The organism is Arthrobacter globiformis, assembly GCF_030817195.1.
GTDB classification, from domain to species: Bacteria; Actinomycetota; Actinomycetes; order Actinomycetales; family Micrococcaceae; genus Arthrobacter; species Arthrobacter globiformis_D.
This window is the reverse complement of sequence record NZ_JAUSYZ010000001.1, coordinates 581918-604589: the sequence shown is the minus strand read 5'-3', so window position 1 is coordinate 604589 and position 22672 is coordinate 581918. Positions and strand designations below refer to the sequence as shown.

Genomic DNA, 22672 nt, shown 5'->3' with positions numbered 1-22672 from the left:
GAACAGGAAAACCGATGACACGACCCATAACGCTCTTCACCGGCCAGTGGGCCGACCTGCCTTTCGAGGAGGTGGCCCGGCTCGCCGGAGAGTGGGGCTTTGACGGCCTGGAGATCGCCTGCTGGGGCGACCACCTTGATCCGCGGCGCGCCGCAGAGGACGACTCCTATCTCAAGGGCCGGCTGGACATCCTGGAGAAGAACAACCTCAAAGTTTTCGCCATTGCCAACCACCTCACCGGGCAGGCTGTTTGCGATGACCCGATCGACGAGCGCCACCAGGGCATACTGACGCCTGCGGTGTGGGGCGACGGCGATCCGGAGGGCGTCCGCACCAGGGCGGCGCAGTCCATGATGGACACCGCCCGGGCAGCGGCCAGGCTTGGCGTGAAGACCGTGACCGGGTTTACCGGCTCCTCCATCTGGAAGGCCGTGGCGATGTTTCCGCCCGCTTCGCAGGCCATGATCGACGCCGGGTACCGGGACTTCGCTGACCGCTGGCACCCGATCCTCGACGTTTTTGACGAGGTCGGAGTCCGCTTTGCCCTTGAGGTGCATCCCTCCGAGATCGCCTACGACTACTGGACCACCAAGCGCACCCTGGAATCTATCGGGCACCGGGCCGCCTTCGGGCTGAACTTCGACCCGTCACACTTCATCTGGCAGGACCTGGACCCCGTGATGTTCCTGCAGGACTTCGCCGAGCACATCCTGCACGTGCATGTGAAGGAGTCCGTGCGCCAGCTCGACGGGCGCAACGGCCGGCTCGGCTCGCACCTGGCCTGGGCCGATCCGCGCCGTGGTTGGGACTTCGTCACGGCTGGGCACGGGGATGTGCAGTGGAACAAGATCTTCCGCACCCTGAACGCCATCGGCTACGCCGGCCCCACCAGCATCGAATGGGAAGACGCCGGCATGGACCGCCTGACCGGTGCACCGCAGGCACTCGCACTGGTCAAGAACCTCGCGGCCATTGCCCCGCCCGCCGCGGCATTCGACGCCGCCTTCGCCACCCGCTGAACCACTAATACCTGTTAACCAAAGGAGCTTTGTCATGACCGGAAACAAGTCCGCCCTGGTGGTGCGCGGCGGCTGGGACGGCCACCAGCCCTTCGAAGCCACCGAGCTTTTCATCCCGTTCCTGAAAAGCAACAGGTACGACGTGCGGGTCGAGGAATCGCCCAAGGTCTACGCCGACGCCACCTACATGGCGGGCGTGGACCTGATTATGCAGTGCATGACCATGACCACGATTGAAAGGGACGAGTTCGAGGGACTGCGAGCCGCCGTCGAGAATGGCACCGGCCTGGCCGGCTGGCACGGTGGGATCGCTGATTCCTACCGCAACAACTCCGACTACCTGCACCTGATAGGCGGCCAGTTCGCGTGCCACCCCGGCAAGCATCCGGACGAGCGCATCGGGGAGCAGTCCGACAACTACGTGCCGTACACCGTGAAGATGCTCCCGGCCGCCGCCCACCACCCCATCACCGAAGGCATCTCCGACTTCGAACTTGTCACCGAGCAGTACTGGGTCCTGGCCGACGACTACATCGACGTCCTCGCCACCACCACCCAGAAGGTCCGCGAGTGGGACCCCTGGCACCGCGAGGTGACCTCACCGGCCGTCTGGACCCGCCAATGGGGCAAGGGCCGGATCTTCGTCACTACCCCCGGCCATCACGTCGACATCCTCCAGGACAGCAACGTCCGCACCATCATCGAAAGGGGCCTGCTGTGGGCAAGCCGTTGAAAGTAGGAATTATTGGCTGCGGCGCCATCATCGCCCAGTACCTCGCGAATTTCCGCCGGCTCGACCAGATCGAACTGGTGGCCGTGGCCGATCTGGACCCCGCGCGCGCCCAGGCTGTTGCGGACGACTACGACGGCGTCCGCGCACTTTCCGTGGACAGCCTCCTCGCCGCGGAGGACGTCGACCTCGTCCTGAACCTGACCATCCCCGCGGCCCACGCCGACGTTGCACTCAAGGCCATTGCCGCCGGAAAGGGTGTCTACGGGGAGAAGCCGCTCGCGGCGACCACCGCCGAGGCACGGCAGGTGTTGGAGGCGGCACGCGAGGCGGGCGTCGTCGTCGGCTGCGCCCCCGACACGGTGCTCGGCACCGGGATCCAGACCGCCCGCAAGGCGATTGACGACGGCCTGATCGGCGCGCCGATCAGCGCAACAGCCACCATGGTGACGCCCGGCCACGAACGCTGGCATCCGAACCCGGACTTCTACTACCAGCCCGGCGGCGGACCGCTGCTGGACATGGGTCCGTACTATGTGAGCGCGCTGGTCACGCTTCTGGGCCCGGTAGTCTCCGTCGTCGGCGCCGCCAGCCACACCCGCAACGAGCGGACCATCGGCTCCGGGCCGCGCGCTGGTGAGACGGTGCCGGTGGCGGTCGACTCGCATGTCACTGGGGTGCTGATGCACGCTTCCGGTGCACTGTCCACGCTGCTCATGAGCTTCGACGCCGTGAAGTCCAAGTCGCCCAACATCGAAATCCACGGTGAACGCGGCTCCTTGGCTGTGCCCGACCCGAACCATTTCGACGGCGATGTCCAGGTCTTCCCGCTGGGCGCGGACGACTGGCAGACCCTGCCAGTCTCGGCCGGCTACGTCGACTCCGGACGCGGTTTCGGGATCGCCGACCTCGCCGCAACACCAGAGGGCTCCGAGCCGCGCGCCGGCGGGCAGCTGGCCTACCACGTCCTCGACGTGATGGAGTCCATGCTGGCTTCGGCCCGGACGGGTTCCGCGGTGCAGATCAAGAGCACGGTGGCCCGTCCGGAGCCAGTGGAACTGACGGCGCTGGCCGTGCAGGTCGCCGAGGTCAGCTCGTAGGAGCTAACTCCTCCCTTGGCCGGGTTCGGCGGCGGCGGTATTTCCGCCGCCGCTTCACCGTTGTCGGATTGGTGCTGACCGTACCGAGCGGGTTGTTTCGGGCAGCCCGGTTCCGGTTTGTCCAGATCCGGGTAGTGGCGGTGCGGTGGAGTAGTAGGTGTGGCCGGTGGGTGTAGTTAGTTCGATGGTGTGCCGCGGCCCGGGAATGGGTTGGGCTTTCCAGCCGGGGAGTTCTTTGGTGTGGTTGCACGCTTCGCACAGTCCTGCGCCGTTCGCCAGGCTGGTAGCGCCGCCGCCGTGCCAGGGGATGATGTGGTCGTGGTGGCGGATGGGGGCGTCGCAGTAGGGGGTGCGGCAGGTGTCGTCCCGGATCCGGATAAAGCGGCGCAGCGGCGCCGGGAACAGGCGCCGTCGCGAGTCCATGGCGACCAGGTCGCCGGTCTCCGGGGCGGTGTAGAGCCGGCGGATCCAGGTCTTGAGCTCCTCGCCTCCTTCTCCCGGTCCGTGGGTGAGGAGGTCACGTGCCCAGTCTGCGGGGACAACACCGTAGCCGGGGATCCGGGCGGGTTCGGTGTCGCCCTGGAGGAGGGTGCGGTCGGTCATGAGGAGGTTGATTTCGATGCCGGTGATGCCGGCGGGGGTGCCGGTGGTGCGTTCGACGAGGGTGTCGGCTTTGATTTGGTCGCGGGAGCGTGGGTCGCCGGCGGCGTGGAGGGTGTCGGCGTGCCGGGTCAGGGCCGCGTAGACGGCGACGCCTTGGTGGACGGGGAGCAGGGCGGTCAGGTAGGTCATGGTGTCCGGGGCCGGGCGCAGGCTGACGGTCCGTTCGGTTGCGGCGTGGCTGGCGCGTTGGGCGACGGAGCGGGGGTCCTTGCGGGTGGCGGCGGCCCGGGCGGCGGCGATGACGGTGCGGGTCCCGGCGCCGGTGAAGGTTCCGGTGTCGGCGGCGAGTTCCTCGTCGACGGCGGTCCGGTCGGCCGCACTCAGGCAGGCGGTTTCCTTCACGATGTGCATGGCGCGTTCTTCGTTGAGCTGTCCGGTGTCCAGGGCGGCCAGGGTGCGGGGCATCTGCACCAGGGCCTTGGCTGTGCCGAGCAGCCGGCCGCCGCGGTGCGGGGACTCGCCCCGGGCCAGGGCGATCTGCTCGGCCGCGCCCGGGCCCCGGTCATTGCTGCGGTCTTTGCCCAGATCCTCGGCGGTCAGTGTCGCCCGGCCCTCATCCGTCCCAAGGTCCGTCTGCTCCTGGCTGTGCCGGGCCTCGAAGGTCACGGCAAGCCTCGCCTGTTGCCCGGCAAGCATGTTCTTGACGTTCTCGTACGCGTGCGTCTGGTCGATCAGCCCGGCACCGTCGGCGCTCAGATCGGCCCGCAGAAGGGCGGTTGCCGCAGCGACCCGGTCCGCCAAAGCCGGCCGCCGGGTACCGGGCCCGCGCCCATCAGTGCCGGTGGCTGCGCTGGTGGCGGCGCCGGCAGCGAACAGGACATCGGCAAACAGGGCCTCGGGAAACGGGTCCTCAGGAAACGATGCCGGGAACGCGGCGTCGATGTCATCGTCATACGGCAATCCGTCGTCCGCGAACTGATCGAATGGAATGGCGCCTTCCGGGAACGCTTCGAAAGGGAAAGCGGCATCGGGAAGGGCGGCAGCCTGCAGAACGCCGCCGTGCGGCGCTCCTGCTGTCAGTGCTGAATTCCCGAAGCCTTCCATGCACCCAGTCTGCCAAGGGGGTACGACATTAAAGGACGATCGGACCCAGGTTGAGGGCGGGATCCAAAAAGTTCCTTGAACCCACCGGAGAACGAAAGTAGGTAGCACGTCAGGGCGTTCCCAGCGCTGAGAAGGCCCTGAAGTGCTACCCAGTTGGGTGCCGCCGGCACGCAGAGGCTCCGCCGGTTGAGCTTGCCGGTTTCGACAGGCTCAACCAGCGGACCACAGAGCCACTCCGCGGCTCGGGTTTCGACAGGCTCAACCACCGGCTCGGTTTCGACAGGCTCAACCAGCGGAGGACTTCAACTGGCGCCCTGCTCCGCTTTGCGCTGCTCCACCCTGTATTGTTCCGCGATGGGTGGCTGGAAGTCCGGCTCGGGGTGGCCGTCCATTGCCACGTTCCATGCCGGCCGTTCTCCCGTCAGTGCCCAGGCCGCCTGCACGGCAGCTCCCCGGGCCACGTATTCGCCGGGGCTCGGAACCAGCACGGGCAGGTCGAAAACCTGGGCCGCAATCCGCTGGACCGCAGGGTTCTGCACGGCGCCGCCGATCAGCAGAAGCCGCTCGGCCGGGTGGCCCAGGGCGCGGAGGGCATCCAGTCCTCCCGCCAGCCCGCACAGCATCCCTTCGACGGCGGCCCGTGCGAAGTTACTGCGCGTGGTCGAGGCGATGGTCAGCCCGGAAAAGCTGGCCGTCGCGTGCGGCAGGTTGGGCGTCCGCTCCCCCTCGAAATAAGGGACCAGCACCACGCCGCCCGCACCCGGTTCAGCCTCCAGCGCCAGCCGGGACAGCTCGTCGAAGTCCACCCCCAGCAGCCCGGCCACCGACGTCAGCACCCGCGCTGCATTGAGGGTCACGGCAATCGGCAGGAACAGGCCACTCGCATCCGCGAAGCCCGCCACCGTCCCGCTCGGGTCGCCGAGCGGCTCATCGGAGACGGCAAACACCGTGCCGCTCGTGCCCACAGATACGACGACGTCCCCCGCCCGGGCGCCCAGGCCCAGTGCCGCCGCGGCATTGTCCCCCGCACCGGCACCAAGGACCACGCCCTCTTCCAAGGCGACCCGGGGCGGTGACCCCGGAGAGGTTCCGACGGTGCTGAAACATGAGGGATGGATGGTTCCCGCGGTGGCGCCGGGTCCGAGGACGCGTGGCAGGATGACCGCACCGGACGCACCAACCGTATCCGGGCCGGCTTCGACGGCGTCGCGGCCGAAGGCCAGGCCGAAGAGCTCCAGGTCGTAGGTGCCGGTTGCCGGGTTCCAGTAGCCCGTGCCGCTGGCGTCGGAGCGGTCCGTGGTGAGCTGCCCCAGATCGGGTCCCAGCGGGCTGGCGCCGGCGGGGCCGTAGCCCCGCAGGCGCCAGGTCAGCCAGTCGTGCGGCAGGGCGACGGCGGCCACCCGGCCGGCGATGTCCGGCTCATGGTCGCGGACCCAGCGGACCTTGGTGACGGTGAAGGAAGCTACAGGTACCAGCCCCGTCCGCTTCGCATAGTCCTCCGCGCCCACTTCTTCGGTGAGGGCCGCTGCTGACTCTGCCGAGCGGGTGTCGTTCCAGAGCAGGGCCGGCCGCAGCACGTTGCCCTCGCGGTCCAGCAGCACCATGCCGTGCTGCTGGCCACCCACCGAAAGCGATCTGACCCCGGCGAGCCCGCCGGCGTCGTCGAACGCTTCGGCAAGAGCCCGCCACCAGTGGTCCGGGTGGACCTCGGTGCCGTCCGGGTGGCCGGCCCGGCCCTCCCGGACCAGGGCGCCGCTGTGAGCATCCAGCACCACGACCTTGCAGCTTTGGGTCGAGGAATCGACCCCGGCAACGAGTGACATAGGAGCAGCCGTCACAGTATCAGCGGGCGCCGAGCAGGTGTTCGATGAAGAGCTGCTGGAGCTTCACGAAACCGAAGCCCTTGCCGCCGAAGTAGGCGTCGGCGTCGAAATCCTCGTAGGACGAGCGGTCAGCGAGGAGCTGTTCGTAGCCTTCGCCCGGATTCAGGGTGGGGACGTTGATCTCGGAAACCCGCGACGCCTCCAGGGCAGCCTGCACCTCCGGGTCGGAGCGGAAGGCCTTGGCGCGCTCCTTCAGGAGCAGGTAGGTCTGCATGTTGGCGGCCGCCGAGTCCCAGACGCCGTTGATGTCCTCGGTCCGGCTGGGCTTGTAGTCGAAGTGGCGCGGCCCGTCGTACGCCGGCCCGCCCTCGGGACCGCCGTTCTCCAGCAGGTCAACCAGGGAGAAAGCGTTCTGCAGGTCGCCGTGGCCGAATACCAGGTCCTGGTCGAACTTGATGCTGCGCTGGCCGTTGAGGTCGATGTGGAAAAGCTTGCCCTGGTACAGCGCCTGGGCGATGCCGTGGGTGAAGTTCAGCCCGGCCATCTGCTCGTGGCCCGTTTCGGGGTTGATGCCCACAAGCTCCGGGCGCTCGAGGGTCTCAATGAACGCCAGGGCGTGGCCAAGGGTGGGCAGCAGGATGTCGCCGCGCGGTTCGTTGGGCTTCGGCTCGATCGCGAAGCGGATGTTGTAGCCCTTGTCCGTCACGTAGTCGCCCAGCAGGTTCACGGCCTCCCGGTAGCGTTCGAGGGCCCCGCGGATGTCCTTGGCGGCGTCGTACTCGCTGCCTTCGCGTCCGCCCCACATCACGAAGGTTTCGGCGCCCAGCTCGGCGGCGAGGTCGATGTTTTCCAGCACCTTGCGCAGGGCAAAGCGGCGAACACCCCGGTCGTTGCTGGTGAAGCCGCCGTCCTTGAAGACCGGGTGGCTGAACAGGTTGGTGGTGACCATGGGCACCACCATGCCGGTGGCCTTCAGTGCACCGGTCAGGCGGTCGATCTCCCGCTGCCGGTCAGCCGCGGAGCAGCCGAACGGGAACAGGTCGTTGTCGTGGAAGGTGATGCCGTAGGCGCCCAGGTCACTGAGCCGGTTGATGGCCTCCACGGTGTCCAGCGGCGGGCGGGTTGCGGAGCCGAACTGGTCCTGCGCCTCCCAGCCGATGGTCCACAGGCCGAAGGAAAACTTGTCATCACGCGTGGGCTGAATCGCCATTGAGTGCTCCCGTTTGGTTTGGAGGGGACCTGTCACGCAGGCAGATCCGGAAAATGTTCCAGAACCAAACATATTCGGTTTTAGCGGTCTGTCAACCATTTTTTCTGCCGCCAAACACCTTGGCGAAGTGCGGTGGAGCCCTATCCCCGCGGCACCACGGGGTGTTATGTTCTCTAAAACACCAAACGAAGGGCAGGCAATGGTCAGCGAAGCAGGAACTGAGCTGCACATCGAGGAGTACAACTGGGCCGGCAACCTCAGGTACGCTGCAGCCGAGGTGCGGGAACCGCGGACCGTGGCGGAGCTTCAGGACCTGGTTGCCGGCGTGTCCCGGCTCCGCGCGCTCGGCTCGCGGCACTCCTTCAACCGCATCGCCGACACCACCGGCGCCCTGGTCTCGCTCGAACACCTCGCCCCCGCCATCGAGGTGGACTCCGCGAACATGACGGCGACAGTGAGCGGCGGCACCCGGTACGGGACCCTGGCGGCGGAGCTGCAGCGGCAGGGCTACGCGCTGCACAACCTGGCTTCCCTCCCCCACATCTCGGTTGCGGGGGCCGTCGCCACCGCCACCCACGGATCAGGCGACCGAAACGGCAATCTGGCCACCGCCGTCGCCGGCCTTGAACTGGTCACCGCCGACGGCGGGATCCTCACTGCCCGCCGCGGCGAAACCCCGGACTTCGACGGGATGGTGGTGGGCCTTGGCGCCCTGGGCGTGGCCAGCAGCCTGACGCTGGACATCGAACCTGCCTTTCCGGTGGTGCAGACGGTCTTTGACAACCTCTCGTGGGACCAGGTGCTGGAGAATTTCGACGACGTCACCTCCTCGGCGTACAGTGCCAGCCTTTTCACCGACTGGAGCGGGGACCGGATCGGGCAGGCCTGGCTCAAGGCCAGGACGGAGGAAGAAGGAGTAGCCGACCGTGCCAGTTTCTACGGTGGCACCCCGGCCTCCGAAGCCCGGCATCCCATCGCCGGGGTATCCGGCAGCACCTGCACGCAGCAGCTGGGCGTGCCCGGCCCGTGGTCGGACAGGCTGGCCCACTTCCGGATGGAATTCACTCCGAGCAAGGGCGACGAGCTGCAAAGCGAATACCTGGTCCCCCGCGAGCACGCCGTGGACGCCATCCAGACGATGCGCCGGCTGTCCCATCTGCTGACTCCGCTGTTGCTGGTCTCCGAAATCCGCACCATGGCCGCCGACAGCCTATGGCTGAGCCCGAACTACGGAACCGACAGCATCGGCCTGCACCTCACCTGGCGGCAGGACCAGCCCGCCGTCGAGGCCGTGCTTCCGGTGATCGAGGCCGCCCTGGCGCCGTTCGGCGCCCGTCCGCACTGGGGCAAGCTGTTCGACGCCGATGCCTCCCGCCTCGCGCCGCTTTACCCCCGCTTCGCCGACTTTAAGGCCCTCGCGGGGCGCCTCGATCCGGAGGGGAAGTTCCGCAACGACTTCCTCGACACCAAGGTCTTCGGCAGCTGATATCGTTCCGATGATGTCTTCCCCTCGCCAACGGGCCGCTCCGGCCGCCCCTCCCAGCGAGCTGGACCCCTCCCGGCGGAACAACCTGGCGCTGATCACGTCGCTGGTCCACCATCACCGTGTCCTCAGCCGGGCCCAGCTGACGAAAAGGACAGGGCTCAACAGGTCCACGGTCGGAACCCTGATCGGCCAGCTGGCCGCGCTCGGGCTGGTCTATGAGACGGCGCCAACAGGCGAGGCCCAGGTGGGCCGTCCGAGCCCCGAGGTGCGCCCGAGCCCTTCCATTGCGGCCCTTGCTGTCTACCCGGAGATCGATGCGGTCACCATCGGGCTGGTCAACCTGGGCGGCATCGTCCAGAAGAAGATCCGGTTCGCCACGGAACGGATTCCCAGCGCACGGGAGGCGGTCAACATCGCCGCTGCGGTGATCGAGGGAATGCGCACGGAGCTGGACCACTCGTACCGGATCACCGGCATCGGTGTGGCGGTGCCCGGCCTGGTAAACCCCCGACGACGGGACGGTCCGCCATGCGCCGCACCTCGGTTGGCGGGACGAGCCTGTTGCCCGGATGTTGAGCGAAGCCACCGGCTACGCCTGCCAGGCGGCGAACGATGCCTCGCTCGCGGCGGAGGCGGAGCTGATCTTCGGGGCCGGCGCCGGCCGGGACAACCTCGTGTACCTCAACGGCGGGGCCAGCGGCATCGGCGGCGGGATCATTTCCAACGGCATGCTGCTCCGCGGCGCCTCCGGTTACGCCGGGGAACTGGGCCACACGTTCGTCCGCACCTCCGGCGAACAGTGCCACTGCGGCGCCACCGGCTGCCTGGAAACAGAGGTGTCCCAGGGGCGGCTCTTCGAACTGCTCGGTCTCAGCGGCGGCGACACGCCCCAGCTGGAACAGGCTCTCCGGGCGACAGGCAGCCCCGCCGTCGCAGAGGAAATATCCCGGCAGCTGGGCTTCCTGGCCATCGCACTGCGGAACGCCGTTAACACCTTCAACCCGGAAGTGATCATCCTCGACGGTTTCCTGGGGGTCCTCTACGCACTCGCGCCGTCCGCCCTCGATGACCTGCTGCTGTCCCAGGCGATGGACGGGCCGGCCGCCCAGGCCAAGGTGCACCCCGCGGCACTCGGCTCCAACCTCATGATGATCGGCGCGGCGGAACTGGGGTTCGCCCGTTTCCTGGCGGACCCCACGGGATTCGTGACAACCGCGCTCGGTTCCGCCGCGGACTAGCCGCGACGGAACCCAGCTTCCTACCGGCCGAAGACGACCTCGTACGTCCGGGTCTGGCTCCCGTCTTCGCTTCGGACCGTGACCACGGCGGTTCCGGACTGCCGATCCGCCGGGGTAACGGTGACCGTGGCGTACGGGTCAGCAGCCGTGGCCGTGACTTCCTGCCGCGCTCCCTGGACGCCGGTCCGGTAGGAGGCGACGTCTGGGTCGAAGCCGGCCAGCGGCTGACCGTTGACGGAAATGGCTGCCGCGGAGGCGTCGGAGGACTGGCCCGGAGCCAACGCCAGGACCTGCACTTCGCTGACCGTCATGTGGGTGTTCGGCCGGGCGGTGAGGACCACGCGGACGTCCTTGGTGTCCACGTTGGCAACCGGAACCGTGACCACCGGGGCGGGGCTGCCGCCGGGGACCTGGACCGGGGGGCCAGCGTTCTGCCACGCGCCGTCGGCTGCCTTGGACTGCACCTGGAGGCTTTGGGCGTAGCTGTCGGTGGATCCGTCGCGGTAGAAGTGGACCTTCACGCCGGTCACCGTCTTCTGGCTGGCCAGCGCCACGGAGAGGGTGTCGGTGGCGTTCTTGATGCCCGACTTCCAGTTGGACCAGGCCTTGTCCGTCAGGTTGCCGTTGCCCAGCCCTGCCGTGCCGTAGCCCGGCTCGGTGAAGGTGGCGCTGAACATGGTGCCGGGGTCATCGGCCACGTTGTCGGCCGTTCCCGCCGTGACCTGGACGCGCACGGTGGCGGGCAGTGTCCGGCCGTCGGCGGCGTCGGCGGTGCCGGCAACCGTGGCAACGCCTGCCTCGGTAAACGGTCCAGCCGCGTCCCAGACAACCGGCCGCTCCACCTTGCTGCCGGCGGCAGTCACCGCTGTCACGGTGGCAGGCAGCGCGGGCGTTCCGCCGGCATAGGTCTTGGCCCGCGCCGGCAGTGTCGCCACCAGCGTGTCGACGGTGACCTTGGCCGTCACCGGATGCGCAGCACCCAGCACGTCCGTCACCGTCCCACGCACGTCAACGGTTCCGGGCTTGCTCCACCGGCTCTCCGGCGGCATCGCCCAGGTCACCGGCAGTTCGCCGCGGGCACCGTCGCGGAAGACGGGGACCACCGTGGCGGGCAGCTCCGGAACGCTCCCGGGCACCGTAAAGGCCACGACGTTCTGGAATCCCTGGACAGTTTCGTCGATGACCCGCCAGCGCTGGTTCTCGCCGGAGTTGGCGGTCCACAGGGTCACCGGGGATCCGTCCGCGGTGGCGTGCCCGCCCACCTCGAGGAGCCGGCCGGTGGCCGCATTGACGAACGTGTAGGTGCCGTCGCCCGTGGTGGACATGGTCCACTGGAAGGCGTCAGCCGGGGCTGCCTCCGCCGGTACCAGCTGCGGGGTTCCGTCGACGACGGCGAGCTGCCGCCCGCCGTCGGGCGTTTCGACTGCGTAGCGGGCACGGCTGCTGTTCTCGCCGCTGAGGCGGCGGATGCTCCACTGCTGCTCGGCGCCCGCACCGGAACGGATGACGGCGGCGCTGCCGGTTCCCTGGCTAAGGGACTTGCCGCTTTCCACGCCCTGGAGCCGGTAGACGTGGTCTGCCTGAACCAGGGCGGCGTCCTTGGCCACACCGTGCACACCATTGACGAGGAACGTCGTGACGGATTCGGCCGGTACCGTGAGGACCGCCGTGCGGTCCTTTCCGACGGCGACCGGCTCGCCCTGCGCCAGCGCGCCGGAGGCGTCGCTGGTCACCGGCGTCACGGTGGCGTTGCCCTGGACGGCTTCGAAGCCGGAAAGATCCAGGGCAACCTGGCGCTGCTGCTTGCTGTCGTTCACGTGCACCACGGTTGCTCCGGAGTCGGAGACGGCGGCCGCGCTGTTCGTGTCGTCCACCTTGACCAGGCGGTCCCCGGGCTTGATGTAGTGCGTGAAGTTCCGCGCCGTGTTGAACTTGGTGTTCGTGTAGATCGGGCAGCTTTCGAGGTTGTCCCCGGCATCACAGTCGAAGGGCAGCTGGATCTCGCCCCAGTTGGAGCCGATGGCGCTTTCGCCGCCGGGCTTCATGTTGTTGTAGTCCTCGACGGGCTGCCAGAACACCCAGGCCTCGGGCTCGAGCTCGCGGAGGTCGTTAACCATGTGCTGGGCCAGGCCGAGGCCGGGCTGCATGCTCGTGAAGTTCTGCCCGTCCAGCCAGGAGCCGCCGGTTTCACTCATCCACAGGGGCTTGTCCTCGCCCTTGGCGATGTCCCGGACGGCTGTCCGCTGCCCGGTCCCGTAGGTGTGGACGTTGAGCTGCGCGACGTTTGCCTTGGCGTCGGCGGAATAGCTGTTCCAGTTGCTGGCGAACGTCGAGGGGTTGGTCTCGTCCATGGCGCTGATGACGGCGCCGGTGTCGGCGCTGGCCAGTGCCTTGGCCAGGGACTGGACCACCTTCTGCTGCAGTTCGGGGCCCATGTGGGCGCCTTCCTGCCGGCCGCCGACGGCCTGGCCGGCCGAATTCAGGCTGGTTCCCCAGTACGGGGTGTTCGGTTCGTTCATGGGATCGATGGTGTCGATCTTGATGCCGTGCGCTTTTTCCAGCTCCTTGACGACGCCGACCAGATAGGAGGAGAAGTCGTCAACGCTCTCGGTCCGCAGTTGGTCCTGCGAGGAGTTGAAGCCGCCCGAAACGTAGCCGCTGACCGTCTGGAACCACGGCGGGGAGTTGCTGAAGGCTTCCCAGTGCGTGATGTCGTTCTTGATCCGGTCCACCCACCAGCGCTGCGTCTGGTCGGCGTCGAGGTTCCAGTGGTCCGGATTTTCCGGATCCCACCAGTCCTTGTCCTCCCGCGTGGTGCCCGCGGGGGCCTGCCACCAGCCTTCAACGGCGCCGCCGGCCCGGAGGTAGTCCTTCACGTCGGGCGCATTGCCGCCGCCGACGTTGTACCGGGCGATGTTGAGGTTCAGCCCCTCGTCGCCGAAGACCATGTCGGCAAGCTTGTTGCGGATTTCATCCGGATAGTCGCCGGTGGCATTGGCGAACCACACCAGGCTGGTGCCCCACCCTTCGAAGGCATCGCCCTGGTAGGAGGGGTCCGGCCGCACGGTGACGGCGCCGGCCGGCACGGGTTCGTCGGCTGCCAAGACCGGTGCCTGCGCGGCGGACGCGGGTCCGGCCACGAGCCCTGCGGAGAAGACCGCCGCGGCGACGCCGGCGGCGGTCACGGCCCAGGGCCGTCTGGATCTGTTCGTCATTGAATTCCCTTCGGTGCGGTGATGCTGCTGTTCTCTGGGGACTGCTGCTTTATTTGGGGCTTTTGAGGACGGCCACGCCGCGGGCGGCAAGCTTGGCGGTACCGTCGCCCGGTCCGGTGCCCGCGAGCACGGCCCCGGGGACCGCCGAGATGTCGACGGCCTGGTCCGTTCGGTTGATCAGGAAAAGGAAGCGTTCGTCCTCCCCTGCGCGGACGGCGAGTTCGACGGCGCCACACAGTTCGGCGGGCAGTTCAGACTCGACGCCGGCCAGGCCGGCGAATTCCCGCAGGACAGGGACCAGGCCGGCGGGTCCGAGCCGCGTCGCCACGTAGCCGGCGGATCCACTGCCGACGCTGCGCCGGGTAACAGCCGCTTCGCCGGCGTGGTCCCCGGAAGTGAACCGGCGCAGGATCTTGGTTTCGGCGGAGGTGGTGGCAACGGAGTCCGCCCACAGCGTGCCGGTTGAACCGTCGTCGAGCCTGGCTTCTTCCCCGGGTGCCAGCGGCCCGAACTCTTCCACCCGGATCCCCAGCAGATCGCTGAGGGCGCCGGGATATCCGCCGAGCCACACGTGGTCGTTCTGGTCCACGATGCCCGAGAAGTAGGTGGTCACGAGATGCCCGCCGGTTTCAACGAAAGCGGTCAGTTGCGAGCGCAGCTCGGCCGGCACAACGTGCAGGACCGGTGCGATGACCAGCTGGTAGCCCTCAAGGGAGGCTGCCGCGGGGAGGACATCGGCGCGGATGCCGGTGGCCAGGAACGCCGAGTACCAGTCGAGTGCCTCCTGCCGGTAGCGGAGGCGGTCGCTCGGATGGGAGTCCAGTTCGCTGGCCCACCAGGAATCCCAGTCGAAGAGGATCGCGGCCCGTGCCGGCTCGCGGCGGCTGCCGGTGATCCCCGAGAGTTCGCCCAGCGTGCGTCCCAGCGCGCTGACGTCGCGGAAGAGCCTGCTGTTGCTGCCGGCGTGCGAGACCATCGCGGAGTGGTATTTCTCTGCCCCGGCGCGCGACTGCCGCCACTGGAAGAAGCAGACCGCGTCTGCGCCGTGGGCCACGTGGGTGAGTGAGTCCCGGGCGAGGGCCCCGGGCTTCTTGGGCGTGTTCACAGGCTGCCAGTTGACGGCGCTGGTGGAGTGCTCCATGAGGAACCAGGGGTTGCCGCCGGCGATGTTGCCGGTCAGGTTCGCGGAGAAGGACAGTTCGTCATGGTCCTGCGGTCCCGGGACCACGTAGTGGTCATTGGAGACGAAGTCGACGTCGGCGGCCCAGGCGGCGTAGTCCATTCCCTTCGTTTCCCCCATCACCATGAAATTGGTGGTGACGGGAATGTCCGGGGTGATGCCGTTGAGGATGTCGCGTTCGGCGCGGAGGTAATCCCGCAACGAGTCCGAGGAGAAGCGCTTGAAGTCCAGCTGCTGCGTGGGGTTCGGGTAGGACGCCGCCTTGCGCGGCGGGAGGATGTGGTTCCAGTCCGCGTAGCGCTGGGACCAGAAGTCGGTCCCCCAGGCGGTGTTCAGCTCCTCAAGTGTGCCGTAGCGGTCCTGGAGCCACCGGCGGAAGGCGGCTGCGGCGTCGTCGGAATAGTCATAGATGTTGTGGCAGCCAAGCTCGTTGGAAACGTGCCAGGCACAGACGGCGGGGTGGTCCTTGTAGCGCTCGGCCATGGCGCGCACGAGCGTCAGTGCGTGCTCGCGGAACACCGGCGACGTGGGCCGCCAGTGCTGCCGGCCGCCGGGCCAGAGGGTTTCGCCGTTCTGGGTGACCGGAAGGATTTCCGGGTGTTCGGCCGCGAGCCACGGCGGCGGGGAGGCGGTGGCGGTGGCAAGGTCCACGGCAATGCCATTGGCGTGGAGCAGGCCGATGATGTCGTCGAGCCAGGCAAAGTCCCAGGTGTCCCGCGAGGGCTGGATCCGTGCCCACGAGAAAATGGCCAGGGAGACGATGTTGACCCCGGCCTCCCTCATGAGCCGCACATCCTCTGCCCAGACCTCGCGGGGCCACTGCTCGGGGTTGTAGTCGGCACCGAAGGCCAGCCTCTTGGTGTCCGGGGACGGCCAGCGCAGCCAGCGGTGTTGGGCGGTGTGGGTCATGGAGTTCCTCTTTTTGGGCGCGTTTGGGTGGCCGCGGACGCGCCGGGCTGGCTGGCGCGTCCGCGCAGATGGGTGGGTTGCCTGCGGGCTCTTATTCCTTGACCGTGAACCCCTGCTCGGTGCCGTACTTGACCGAGGCTTTCTGCCATGCGGCCAGGCCGTCCTTGAGCTTGGTGCCGGAGACGTAGGCCTGGCCGGCGGTGTCGTTGAAAATGCTGTTGGCGTAGACCTGGAACGGCAGGTAGGACCAGCCGGCGGGAACATTCTTCGCTGATTCGGCGAAGATCTGGTTGGCCTTTTGGCCGCCGAAGTACTTGAACTCGGTGTTCTGGAATTTCTCGGACGCCAGGTCCTTTGAGGTGGCGGGGAACGCTCCTCCGTCGATCCTGGCCTGGACGCCTTCCTCAACATTGGAGTACTTCAGGAAGCCGTAGGCCAGCGCTGCCTGGCTGCTGGCCGCAGGAATGGCCAGCGAGCTGCCGCCGTTTTCGGCGCTGCTATTGGCGCCCTTCTCCCACTGCGGCAAGGGTGCGACCCGCCATTTGCCGGCCCCGTCGGCAACGCCGGAGACCAGGTTCCCGGGCATCCAAGCGCCGGTGGAAAGGGTGGCGATGGTGCCGTTGCCGAGGCCCTTGTACCATTCATCGCTCCACGAGCTGATGGGGGCCAGGAGGTCCTCGCCAATGAGCTTTTGCCAGGTCTCGGCGAACTTGGTGGACCCTTCGTCGGAGAAGTTCACGCCGACGTTGGTGCCGTCCACCTGGTAGGGCTTGCCGCCGGCCTGCCAGATCAAGCTGGTGGTGAACCCGGCGTCCCCGGTGTCGTTGGCGATGTAGGCCTTCGGGTCAGCCTTCTTCAGCGCACGTCCGGCCTCGAGGAACTCATCCCAGGTGGTGGGCACTGCGATGCCGTGCTTGTCGAAGAGTTGCTTGTTGTAGAACAGGGCCATGGGGCCGGAGTCCATGGGAAGGCCGTAGACGCCGCCCTGCGCCTGCACCGAGGACCACGGACCGGCCGTGAAGGTACCGTCGAGGTTTGCAGCGCCGAACTGGCCGAGCTCCGCCAGTGACTTGCTGAGCGCAAACTGCGGAAGTGCGTAGTACTCAATCTGCGCCACATCGGGCACCCCGGAGCCGGCGGACATCGCGTTCTGCAGGGCGGTGTACTGGTCGTTTCCGGTGCCCGCGTTGACCAGGTTGACGTCCACGTTGGGGTACTTGGCCTCGAAGCCCTCGGCGACTTTCTTCAGCGACTGGTCCCAGGCCCACACTGTCAGCTTGCCGCCTTTTTGGAGGGCGGCTTCGACGGCATCGCTGTTGACCGTTTGCTGCGGCGCCGCGTTGCCGCCGCCTCCGCAGGCGGTGAGCCCCAGGGCGAGTGCGGCGGCGACAGTGGAAGCCTGCAGCAGGCCGCGGCGGGTCAGGGTCTTGATCATGTCTTCCTTCTAACTGCGTTGTTGGAGCGGGACGGGCGTTATTCTTTGACGCTTCCGGCGGAAAGGCCGGACTGCCAGTAGCGCTGGAGCAGCAGGAACGCTGCGATCAGCGGCAGGATGGTCAACAGGGAACCGGTGATGACCAGGTTGAAGATGGCTTCCCCTCCAGCGGTGCCGGCCTGCGCGTTCCAGGCGTTCAGGCCCAGGGTGAGGGGGTACCAGTCCGGGTTCTTCAGCATGATCAGCGGCAGGAAGTAGTTGTTCCAGGTGGCCACCATGGTGAAGAGCAGCACGGTGACAATGCCCGGTGCCAGCAGCGGCAGGCAGACCTGGAAGAAGGTGCGTGCCTCGCTGGCACCGTCGATCCGGGCGGACTCCATGATCTCGGTGGGGATGGCCTCGGCGGCGAAGGTCCACATGAGGTACAGGCCGAAGGGCGAGATGAGCGAGGGAATGATCACGGCCCAGGGGGTGTTGGTCAGGCCCATCTGGCTGAACATGAGGAACGTGGGGACTGCGAGCGCCGTGCCCGGAATGGCCACCGCTCCGATGACGACGGCGAACACGGCCTTCCGGCCAGGGAAATCGAACTTGGCCAGCGCGTAGCCGCCGAGGACGGCGAGGAAAGTGGCACCGCCGGCGCCGAGCACGACGTAGAGGACTGTGTTGGCGAACCAGCGAAGGAAGATCCCGCCGTCGTAGGTTGCTGTCCGGGCGATGTTGTCCCAGAGGGCAAAGTCCCCGTCGAACCACAGGCCGAAGGAGTTGAGCAGGCCGTCCTGCGTTTTGGTGGCGTTGACCAGGAGCCAGAACAGCGGGGCCAGGCTGTAGAGCAGGACAAGGCCCATCAGGAGAGTCAGTGCCAGGCTGCGGCGCGAGCGCCGGGACCCGGGTGTGCGCGGGGACCGCAGGCGCGGGGTGCGGAATTTCAGCGGGGCCGGCGTTCCTGCGCCGGCACTGCTGGGGCGGGCGGCTGTCTGAACGCTCATGGTCAGCGCTCCTTTCGCATGCCGCGGACCTGGACGGCATAGGCAATGGCCATGGTGATCAGCCCCATGATGATCGCCACCGTGGCGGAGTAGTTGTACTGCTGCCCGGAGAACGACAGGGAGAAGGCGTACAGGTTGGGCGTGAAGTAGGTCGAGATGGTGTTGGGTGAGAGGCTCTTGAGGATGCTGGGCTCGTTGAAGAGCTGGAAGCTGCCGATCACCGAGAAGATCGTGGCTACCACGATGGCGCCGCGGATGGCCGGCAGCTTGATCGCGGCGATGACCCTCAGCTGGCCGGCGCCGTCGATCTCGGCGGCCTCATACAGGGACTTGGGGATAACGGTCAGCGCGGAGTAGAAGATCAGCATGTTGTAGCCGATGAACTCCCACGTGACGATGTTTCCAATGGAGGCCAGCACGAGTTCGGAGGACAGCGGGCTGGGCAGGTTCAGGCCGAAGGCCTGGTTGATGTTTCCCACCAGTCCGAAGCGGGTGCCGTACATGAAGCCCCACATGAGCGTTGCGACGACGGCGGGCACGGCATAGGGCAGGAAGATCGAGATCCGGAAGAACGACTTCCCGTAGAGCCTGCCGCTGTCCAAGGCGAGGGCCACAACGAGGGCGATCATCAGCATGACCGGCACCTGGACCGCCAGGAACAGCGAAACCCGTCCCAGCGCGGACCAGAACTGCGGGTCCCCCAACGCCCGGGCGTAGTTGTCCAGGCCCACGAAGGCGGTGCCGCCAATGAGCTGGTTGCGGAAGACGCTCAGGTAGATGGAATACGCGATCGGGGCGAGGAAAACCAGGGCGAAAACGGCCATGAACGGGCCGATAAACCACCAGCCGGCCCACGAACGGCGGCTGGCGCGGCGGCTCGTGCGGCCTGCCGGCCCAGCCGCTCCGGCTCGCGGTACGACTTGCGGGGACGTCATTGTCATGAAGGGTCCTCTGTAGGGCTGCGTCACTTGGCGGGTGACCGAACGTTTTGTTTGCGTAAACATTAATGTGAGCTTTTGTGAATGTTTGCGCAAACATGATTGGTACGATGGTGACATGGAGCACGAATCCGGTCAACCCCCGGCCCACAATTTGTCCCCCCTGAAGGAGGTGGCCGGCACTGCGCCGCGGCGCAAGCAGCAGGTCTCCATGGCCGACGTCGCCAAGCTCGCCGGAGTCTCATCCCAAACGGTTTCCCGCGTGTCCAACGGGAGCCCTGACGTCATCGAAAGCACGCGGCGCCAGGTCATTGCGGCAATGAACGAGCTGGGATACCGGCCGAACAGTGCCGCCAGGGCGCTCAAGCGGGGCAGCTTCCGGACCATCGGGGTGATCACGTTCTCGCTGTCCTCGCTGGGCAACATGCGCACACTGGAGGCCATCGCACTGCATGCAGCCCGGCAGGACTTCGCCATCACGCTGATCCCGGTGACGGCACCTACGCAGGCCGGAATCCAGGGTGCGTTCTCCCGGATGGGCGAACTCGCCGTTGACGCGGTGATCGCCATCATGGAGGTCCACCTCCTCGATGCAGCCACCGTGACGCTGCCCCCGGGAGTCAAGGTCGTCGTCGTCGATTCCGACGCCGGTGACAGCTACAGCGTGGTGGACACCGACCAGGCCGACGGCGCCCAAAAGGCGGTCAAACACCTCCTGGACCTCGGCCACGAGACCGTCTGGCACGTCGCCGGCCCCGAGGAATCCTTCGCCAGCGAGCGCCGGGCCGCCGCGTGGCGCTCCACGCTCACCGCCGCCGGCAGGCCCGTCCCGCCCGTGCTCCGCGGCGACTGGTCAGCGGACTCCGGCTACGAGGCCGGGCTCCGGCTCGCCGATGAACCCGGCTGCACGGCGGTGTTCGCCGCGAACGACCACATGGCTCTCGGCATACTCCGGGCCTTCCGGGAAAAGGGAAAATCCGTCCCCGAAGACATCAGCCTGGTCGGCTTCGACGACGTCCCCGAAGCCTCCTCCTACGCTCCCCCGCTGACCACGGTCCACCAGAACTTCGCCGACGTCGGCAACCGGTGCGTCGACAACGTCCTCCAGCAGATCCGCACCAACACCACCCAACCAGGCGTCACGCTGGTCCCCACCGACCTGGTGGTCCGCGAAAGCACGGCGGCCCCGAAGGGGAAATAGCTCACATTCACCCCCGCATTGGTTGCCGATCGCAGAGGCTCGGTGAATAATGGTTAGACCAGCTAATTAGCGTTGCTAACTAACTCGCCAATGAGAAGGAGGCGCACTTCCTCAATGCCTGCAACCGGAGCGGCACACCAAGAGACCCCCCAATCCATCAGGCCGGACATCCTTGCGATCGACCTTCGGACTGCCGTGATGCGGACCTCCCGCCGGCTCCGCGTTGAGGCCACCGGCGACGTCATCACGCCGGGCCAGTACACAGTGCTGGCCCAGCTCCACAGCGACGGCCCGCGCACCCCCCGCGAACTTGCCGAGCGTGAACATGTCCAGGCGCCGTCGATGACCCGGATCGTAAACGCCCTCGCAGAGCTGGGATTTGTGTCCCGGTCAGCGCATCCGGAGGACGGCCGCCAAATCCAGGTGGGCATCACGCCTGCGGGCGTGGACGTTCTGGAAGAGGCGCGGGGCCAGCGGACCGCCTGGCTGGCACAACGGGTCGCCGGACTGAGTCCGGAGGACAGGCTGACCCTGAGCCGGGCCGCGCACATCATGCAGGAGATGAGCGCCCGGTGAGCACCACCTTCCGGGCATTGCAGAACCCCAACTACCGGCTGTGGGCCAGCGGGGCCCTTGTGTCCAACATCGGCACCTGGATGCAGAGGGTCGCCCAGGACTGGCTGGTGCTGACCGTCCTCACGGACCATTCCGGCACGGCCGTCGGCATCACCACGGCCCTGCAGTTCCTCCCCATGCTTCTGCTTGGCCCCTACGCAGGAGTCCTCGCAGACCGGCACCGGAAGCGCGTGATCCTGCTCTGGACGCAGTCGGCCATGGGCCTGTGCGGGCTGGTCGTTGGGCTCCTGGTGGTTACCGGCGCGGCGCAGCTGTGGCAGGTGTACGCAGCCGCCCTCTGCCTTGGGCTGGCCAGCGCCATTGACGGGCCCGCACGCCAGTCCTTCGTCTCCGAACTCGTGGGACAGGACGACATCGCCAACGCGGTGTCCCTCAATTCCGCTTCCTTCAACACTGCCCGACTGACGGGACCTGCGATCGCCGGAGTACTCATCGCCTGGGCTGGCACCGGACCCGTTTTCCTGCTCAACGCCGCCAGCTTCGCCGCCGTCCTGATCTCGCTGGCCCGGATCCGCACAGCGGGGCTGGCCCCCACCCCGCAGGCAGTCCGCAGCAAACACCAGGTCGCCGAGGGACTGGGCTATGTGCGCCGGCGTCCGGATCTGGTGCTGATCCTCGTCCTGGTGGGCATTCTGGGGGCGTTCGGCATGAATTTCCCCATCACCAACGCTCTGATGTCCACGGCGGAATTCGGAATGGGGCCCGGCGAATTCGGACTCCTGGGCTCCATCATGGCTGTCGGGACACTGGCCGGAGCCCTGCTGGCAGCCCGCAGGTCCGGCCCCCGGCTGCGCTTCCTGCTCGGCGGAGCACTGGGCCTGGGTTTCTTCACGCTGGTCGGCAGCGTCTCGCCGTCGTTCTGGCTGTACGCCGCCGTTCTGGTTCCGGTGGGGCTCGCCTCAATGACGTTCCTGAACAGCTGCAATACAAGCATCCAGCTCTCCGTGGAGCCACAGTACCGGGGCCGGGTGCTTGCTCTTTACCTGGCAACCCTGCAGGGCGGGACTGCCCTGGGGGCCCCGCTCATGGGCTGGCTCGGCAGCACGTTCGGCGCCCGCTGGTCAGTTGCCGCGGGCGGCGCCGTCGTGCTGCTGACCGGATTGCTCGCAGTGATTGTGGTGGTCCGGAGCAGCCGGCTCACCATGCGGCAGCAGCTTCTGGCTTCCTTCCCGCGGAGGCGGCGGGCGCAGCAGAGGGGCGGCGTGGTCAGCCCTTCACCGGGAGAGTGAACTCCAAAATGAAGTCGCTCTCCACCGAGTCGCCCAGGGTAAACGATTTTGTCCCAACCTTGGTGAAGCCCGACTTCTCGTAGAAGCGGATGGCCTTGGCGTTCTGGCTGTTGACCCCCAGCCAGACGCTTTTAGCGCCCTGGTCCGCAGCCCAGTCTAAGGAAGCCTGCATGAGCGTGGAGGCTGCGCCCCGTCCATGGTGGTCCGGGTGCACATAGCATTTGCTCAGCTCGATGGACCGGCGTGCGCCAAGGGCGCGGAGTACGTCGGGGTCCTTTGACTGCCGGTCGACGAGCAGGGTGTACCCGTCAAGCCGGCCGCCCTGTTCCAGCACCAGGATGGCGATTTTGCTGTCCGCGAGGTACTCAGCGAATTTGTCCTCGCTGAGCGTCCGCTTGAGGTGGAGCCGAATGTCCTCGGGCGAGGAGCCGGGCGGGCAAGCGAGCGGGAACGTCGCCGCCGCCAAGTCAGCAAGGGCGGCAGCGTCTCCTGCAACAGCCTTCCGGATCATTAGAACTCCAAAGCGTGGGAGCCGGCAGAAATCAATAGAAGGATTGTAGGCCCGCCCCGGAGTTTAGCCGCAGTCAGCGGCTGCCGGGCACGTTGGGCTCAACAGCCCAGGCGAGG

Annotated in this window: 16 protein-coding genes and 1 pseudogene; 8 read left to right on the top strand and 9 right to left on the bottom strand. The window is 67.3% G+C overall.

The window, feature by feature from the left end; all coding sequences use genetic code 11:
* Positions 1-14 precede the first annotated feature (14 nt).
* From QF036_RS02760 to QF036_RS02750, 3 genes are read left to right on the top strand one after another with little or no spacing between them, the layout of a single operon-like run.
* A complete protein-coding gene (locus QF036_RS02760) occupies positions 15-1019 on the top strand; it encodes a sugar phosphate isomerase/epimerase family protein (RefSeq protein ID WP_307099019.1) in 1005 nt (334 codons plus the stop codon).
* 34 nt (positions 1020-1053) lie between these two features.
* A complete protein-coding gene (locus QF036_RS02755; RefSeq protein WP_307099017.1) occupies positions 1054-1752 on the top strand; it encodes a ThuA domain-containing protein in 699 nt (232 codons plus the stop codon).
* A complete protein-coding gene (locus QF036_RS02750) occupies positions 1737-2849 on the top strand; it encodes a Gfo/Idh/MocA family protein (RefSeq protein ID WP_307099016.1) in 1113 nt (370 codons plus the stop codon). The genes QF036_RS02755 and QF036_RS02750 overlap by 16 nt, the downstream gene beginning before the upstream one ends.
* Before the next feature lie 54 nt (positions 2850-2903).
* Here the strand turns inward: QF036_RS02750 and QF036_RS02745 are convergent, their stop codons facing one another.
* The 3 genes from QF036_RS02745 to xylA form a co-directional block, all read right to left on the bottom strand.
* Positions 2904-4556 (bottom strand): HNH endonuclease, encoded by a 1653-nt coding sequence (locus QF036_RS02745; RefSeq protein WP_307099013.1) that lies wholly within the window; start codon positions 4554-4556, stop codon positions 2904-2906.
* A gap of 302 nt (positions 4557-4858) precedes the next feature.
* Entirely contained in the window at positions 4859-6379 is a 1521-nt protein-coding gene (xylB, locus tag QF036_RS02740) for a xylulokinase (protein ID WP_307099011.1), read from the bottom strand.
* Between the two features lie 19 nt (positions 6380-6398).
* On the bottom strand, positions 6399-7589 hold the full coding sequence (gene xylA, locus QF036_RS02735) for a xylose isomerase (protein WP_307099009.1): 1191 nt from the start codon (positions 7587-7589) through the stop codon (positions 6399-6401).
* 199 nt (positions 7590-7788) lie between these two features.
* Between xylA and QF036_RS02730 the strand changes: the two genes are divergently transcribed.
* Positions 7789-9075, top strand: a complete 1287-nt coding sequence (locus QF036_RS02730; RefSeq protein WP_307099007.1) for an FAD-binding protein — start codon at positions 7789-7791, stop codon at positions 9073-9075.
* Between the two features lie 566 nt (positions 9076-9641).
* Positions 9642-10313 (top strand): annotated as a pseudogene (locus tag QF036_RS02725) (ROK family protein); the annotation flags it as partial.
* A 20-nt stretch (positions 10314-10333) separates the two neighbouring features.
* Here the strand turns inward: QF036_RS02725 and QF036_RS02720 are convergent.
* From QF036_RS02720 to QF036_RS02700, 5 genes are all read right to left on the bottom strand, one after another.
* Complete coding sequence (locus QF036_RS02720) at positions 10334-13528, bottom strand: Ig-like domain-containing protein (RefSeq protein ID WP_307099005.1); 3195 nt, start codon at positions 13526-13528, stop codon at positions 10334-10336.
* A gap of 49 nt (positions 13529-13577) precedes the next feature.
* Entirely contained in the window at positions 13578-15617 is a 2040-nt protein-coding gene (locus tag QF036_RS02715) for a beta-galactosidase (RefSeq protein ID WP_307099003.1), read from the bottom strand.
* Positions 15618-15708: 91 nt separating this feature from the next.
* Positions 15709-17052: an ABC transporter substrate-binding protein gene (locus QF036_RS02710; protein ID WP_307099002.1), complete on the bottom strand. Its 1344-nt coding sequence runs from the start codon at positions 17050-17052 to the stop codon at positions 15709-15711.
* Between the two features lie 38 nt (positions 17053-17090).
* Positions 17091-18041, bottom strand: a complete 951-nt coding sequence (locus tag QF036_RS02705) for a carbohydrate ABC transporter permease (protein ID WP_307098999.1) — start codon at positions 18039-18041, stop codon at positions 17091-17093.
* Positions 18042-18043: 2 nt separating this feature from the next.
* Positions 18044-18982: a carbohydrate ABC transporter permease gene (locus QF036_RS02700; protein ID WP_307098996.1), complete on the bottom strand. Its 939-nt coding sequence runs from the start codon at positions 18980-18982 to the stop codon at positions 18044-18046.
* 115 nt (positions 18983-19097) lie between these two features.
* Between QF036_RS02700 and QF036_RS02695 the strand changes: the two genes are divergently transcribed.
* The 3 genes from QF036_RS02695 to QF036_RS02685 all read left to right on the top strand — a co-directional run bounded on the left by QF036_RS02695 (position 19098) and on the right by QF036_RS02685 (position 22045).
* Positions 19098-20180, top strand: coding sequence for a LacI family DNA-binding transcriptional regulator (locus QF036_RS02695; RefSeq protein ID WP_307098994.1), 1083 nt, complete (start codon positions 19098-19100; stop codon positions 20178-20180).
* A 114-nt stretch (positions 20181-20294) separates the two neighbouring features.
* The gene (locus tag QF036_RS02690; protein ID WP_307098992.1) at positions 20295-20756 is read left to right on the top strand and encodes a MarR family winged helix-turn-helix transcriptional regulator; all 462 of its coding nucleotides are present in this window, start codon (positions 20295-20297) and stop codon (positions 20754-20756) included.
* Positions 20753-22045 (top strand): MFS transporter, encoded by a 1293-nt coding sequence (locus QF036_RS02685; RefSeq protein WP_307098990.1) that lies wholly within the window; start codon positions 20753-20755, stop codon positions 22043-22045. The genes QF036_RS02690 and QF036_RS02685 overlap by 4 nt, the downstream gene beginning before the upstream one ends.
* Here QF036_RS02685 and QF036_RS02680 read toward each other — a convergent pair.
* Positions 22023-22556, bottom strand: coding sequence for a GNAT family N-acetyltransferase (locus tag QF036_RS02680; RefSeq protein WP_307098989.1), 534 nt, complete (start codon positions 22554-22556; stop codon positions 22023-22025). The two genes, QF036_RS02685 and QF036_RS02680, sit on opposite strands and share 23 nt — an antisense overlap.
* Positions 22557-22672 lie beyond the last annotated feature (116 nt).

What these genes read in the sequence shown, in the direction of transcription:
- QF036_RS02760 (WP_307099019.1), top strand. Translation starts at nt 15, where the DNA reads ATGACACGACCCATAACGCTCTTCACCGGCCAGTGGGCCGACCTGCCT.
- QF036_RS02755 (WP_307099017.1), top strand. Translation starts at nt 1,054, where the DNA reads ATGACCGGAAACAAGTCCGCCCTGGTGGTGCGCGGCGGCTGGGACGGC.
- QF036_RS02745 (WP_307099013.1), bottom strand. Translation starts at nt 4,556, where the DNA reads ATGGAAGGCTTCGGGAATTCAGCACTGACAGCAGGAGCGCCGCACGGC.
- xylB (WP_307099011.1), bottom strand. Translation starts at nt 6,379, where the DNA reads ATGTCACTCGTTGCCGGGGTCGATTCCTCGACCCAAAGCTGCAAGGTC.
- xylA (WP_307099009.1), bottom strand. Translation starts at nt 7,589, where the DNA reads ATGGCGATTCAGCCCACGCGTGATGACAAGTTTTCCTTCGGCCTGTGG.
- QF036_RS02730 (WP_307099007.1), top strand. Translation starts at nt 7,789, where the DNA reads ATGGTCAGCGAAGCAGGAACTGAGCTGCACATCGAGGAGTACAACTGG.
- QF036_RS02720 (WP_307099005.1), bottom strand. Translation starts at nt 13,528, where the DNA reads ATGACGAACAGATCCAGACGGCCCTGGGCCGTGACCGCCGCCGGCGTC.
- QF036_RS02715 (WP_307099003.1), bottom strand. Translation starts at nt 15,617, where the DNA reads ATGACCCACACCGCCCAACACCGCTGGCTGCGCTGGCCGTCCCCGGAC.
- QF036_RS02710 (WP_307099002.1), bottom strand. Translation starts at nt 17,052, where the DNA reads ATGATCAAGACCCTGACCCGCCGCGGCCTGCTGCAGGCTTCCACTGTC.
- QF036_RS02705 (WP_307098999.1), bottom strand. Translation starts at nt 18,041, where the DNA reads ATGAGCGTTCAGACAGCCGCCCGCCCCAGCAGTGCCGGCGCAGGAACG.
- QF036_RS02700 (WP_307098996.1), bottom strand. Translation starts at nt 18,982, where the DNA reads ATGACAATGACGTCCCCGCAAGTCGTACCGCGAGCCGGAGCGGCTGGG.
- QF036_RS02695 (WP_307098994.1), top strand. Translation starts at nt 19,098, where the DNA reads ATGGAGCACGAATCCGGTCAACCCCCGGCCCACAATTTGTCCCCCCTG.
- QF036_RS02690 (WP_307098992.1), top strand. Translation starts at nt 20,295, where the DNA reads ATGCCTGCAACCGGAGCGGCACACCAAGAGACCCCCCAATCCATCAGG.
- QF036_RS02680 (WP_307098989.1), bottom strand. Translation starts at nt 22,556, where the DNA reads ATGATCCGGAAGGCTGTTGCAGGAGACGCTGCCGCCCTTGCTGACTTG.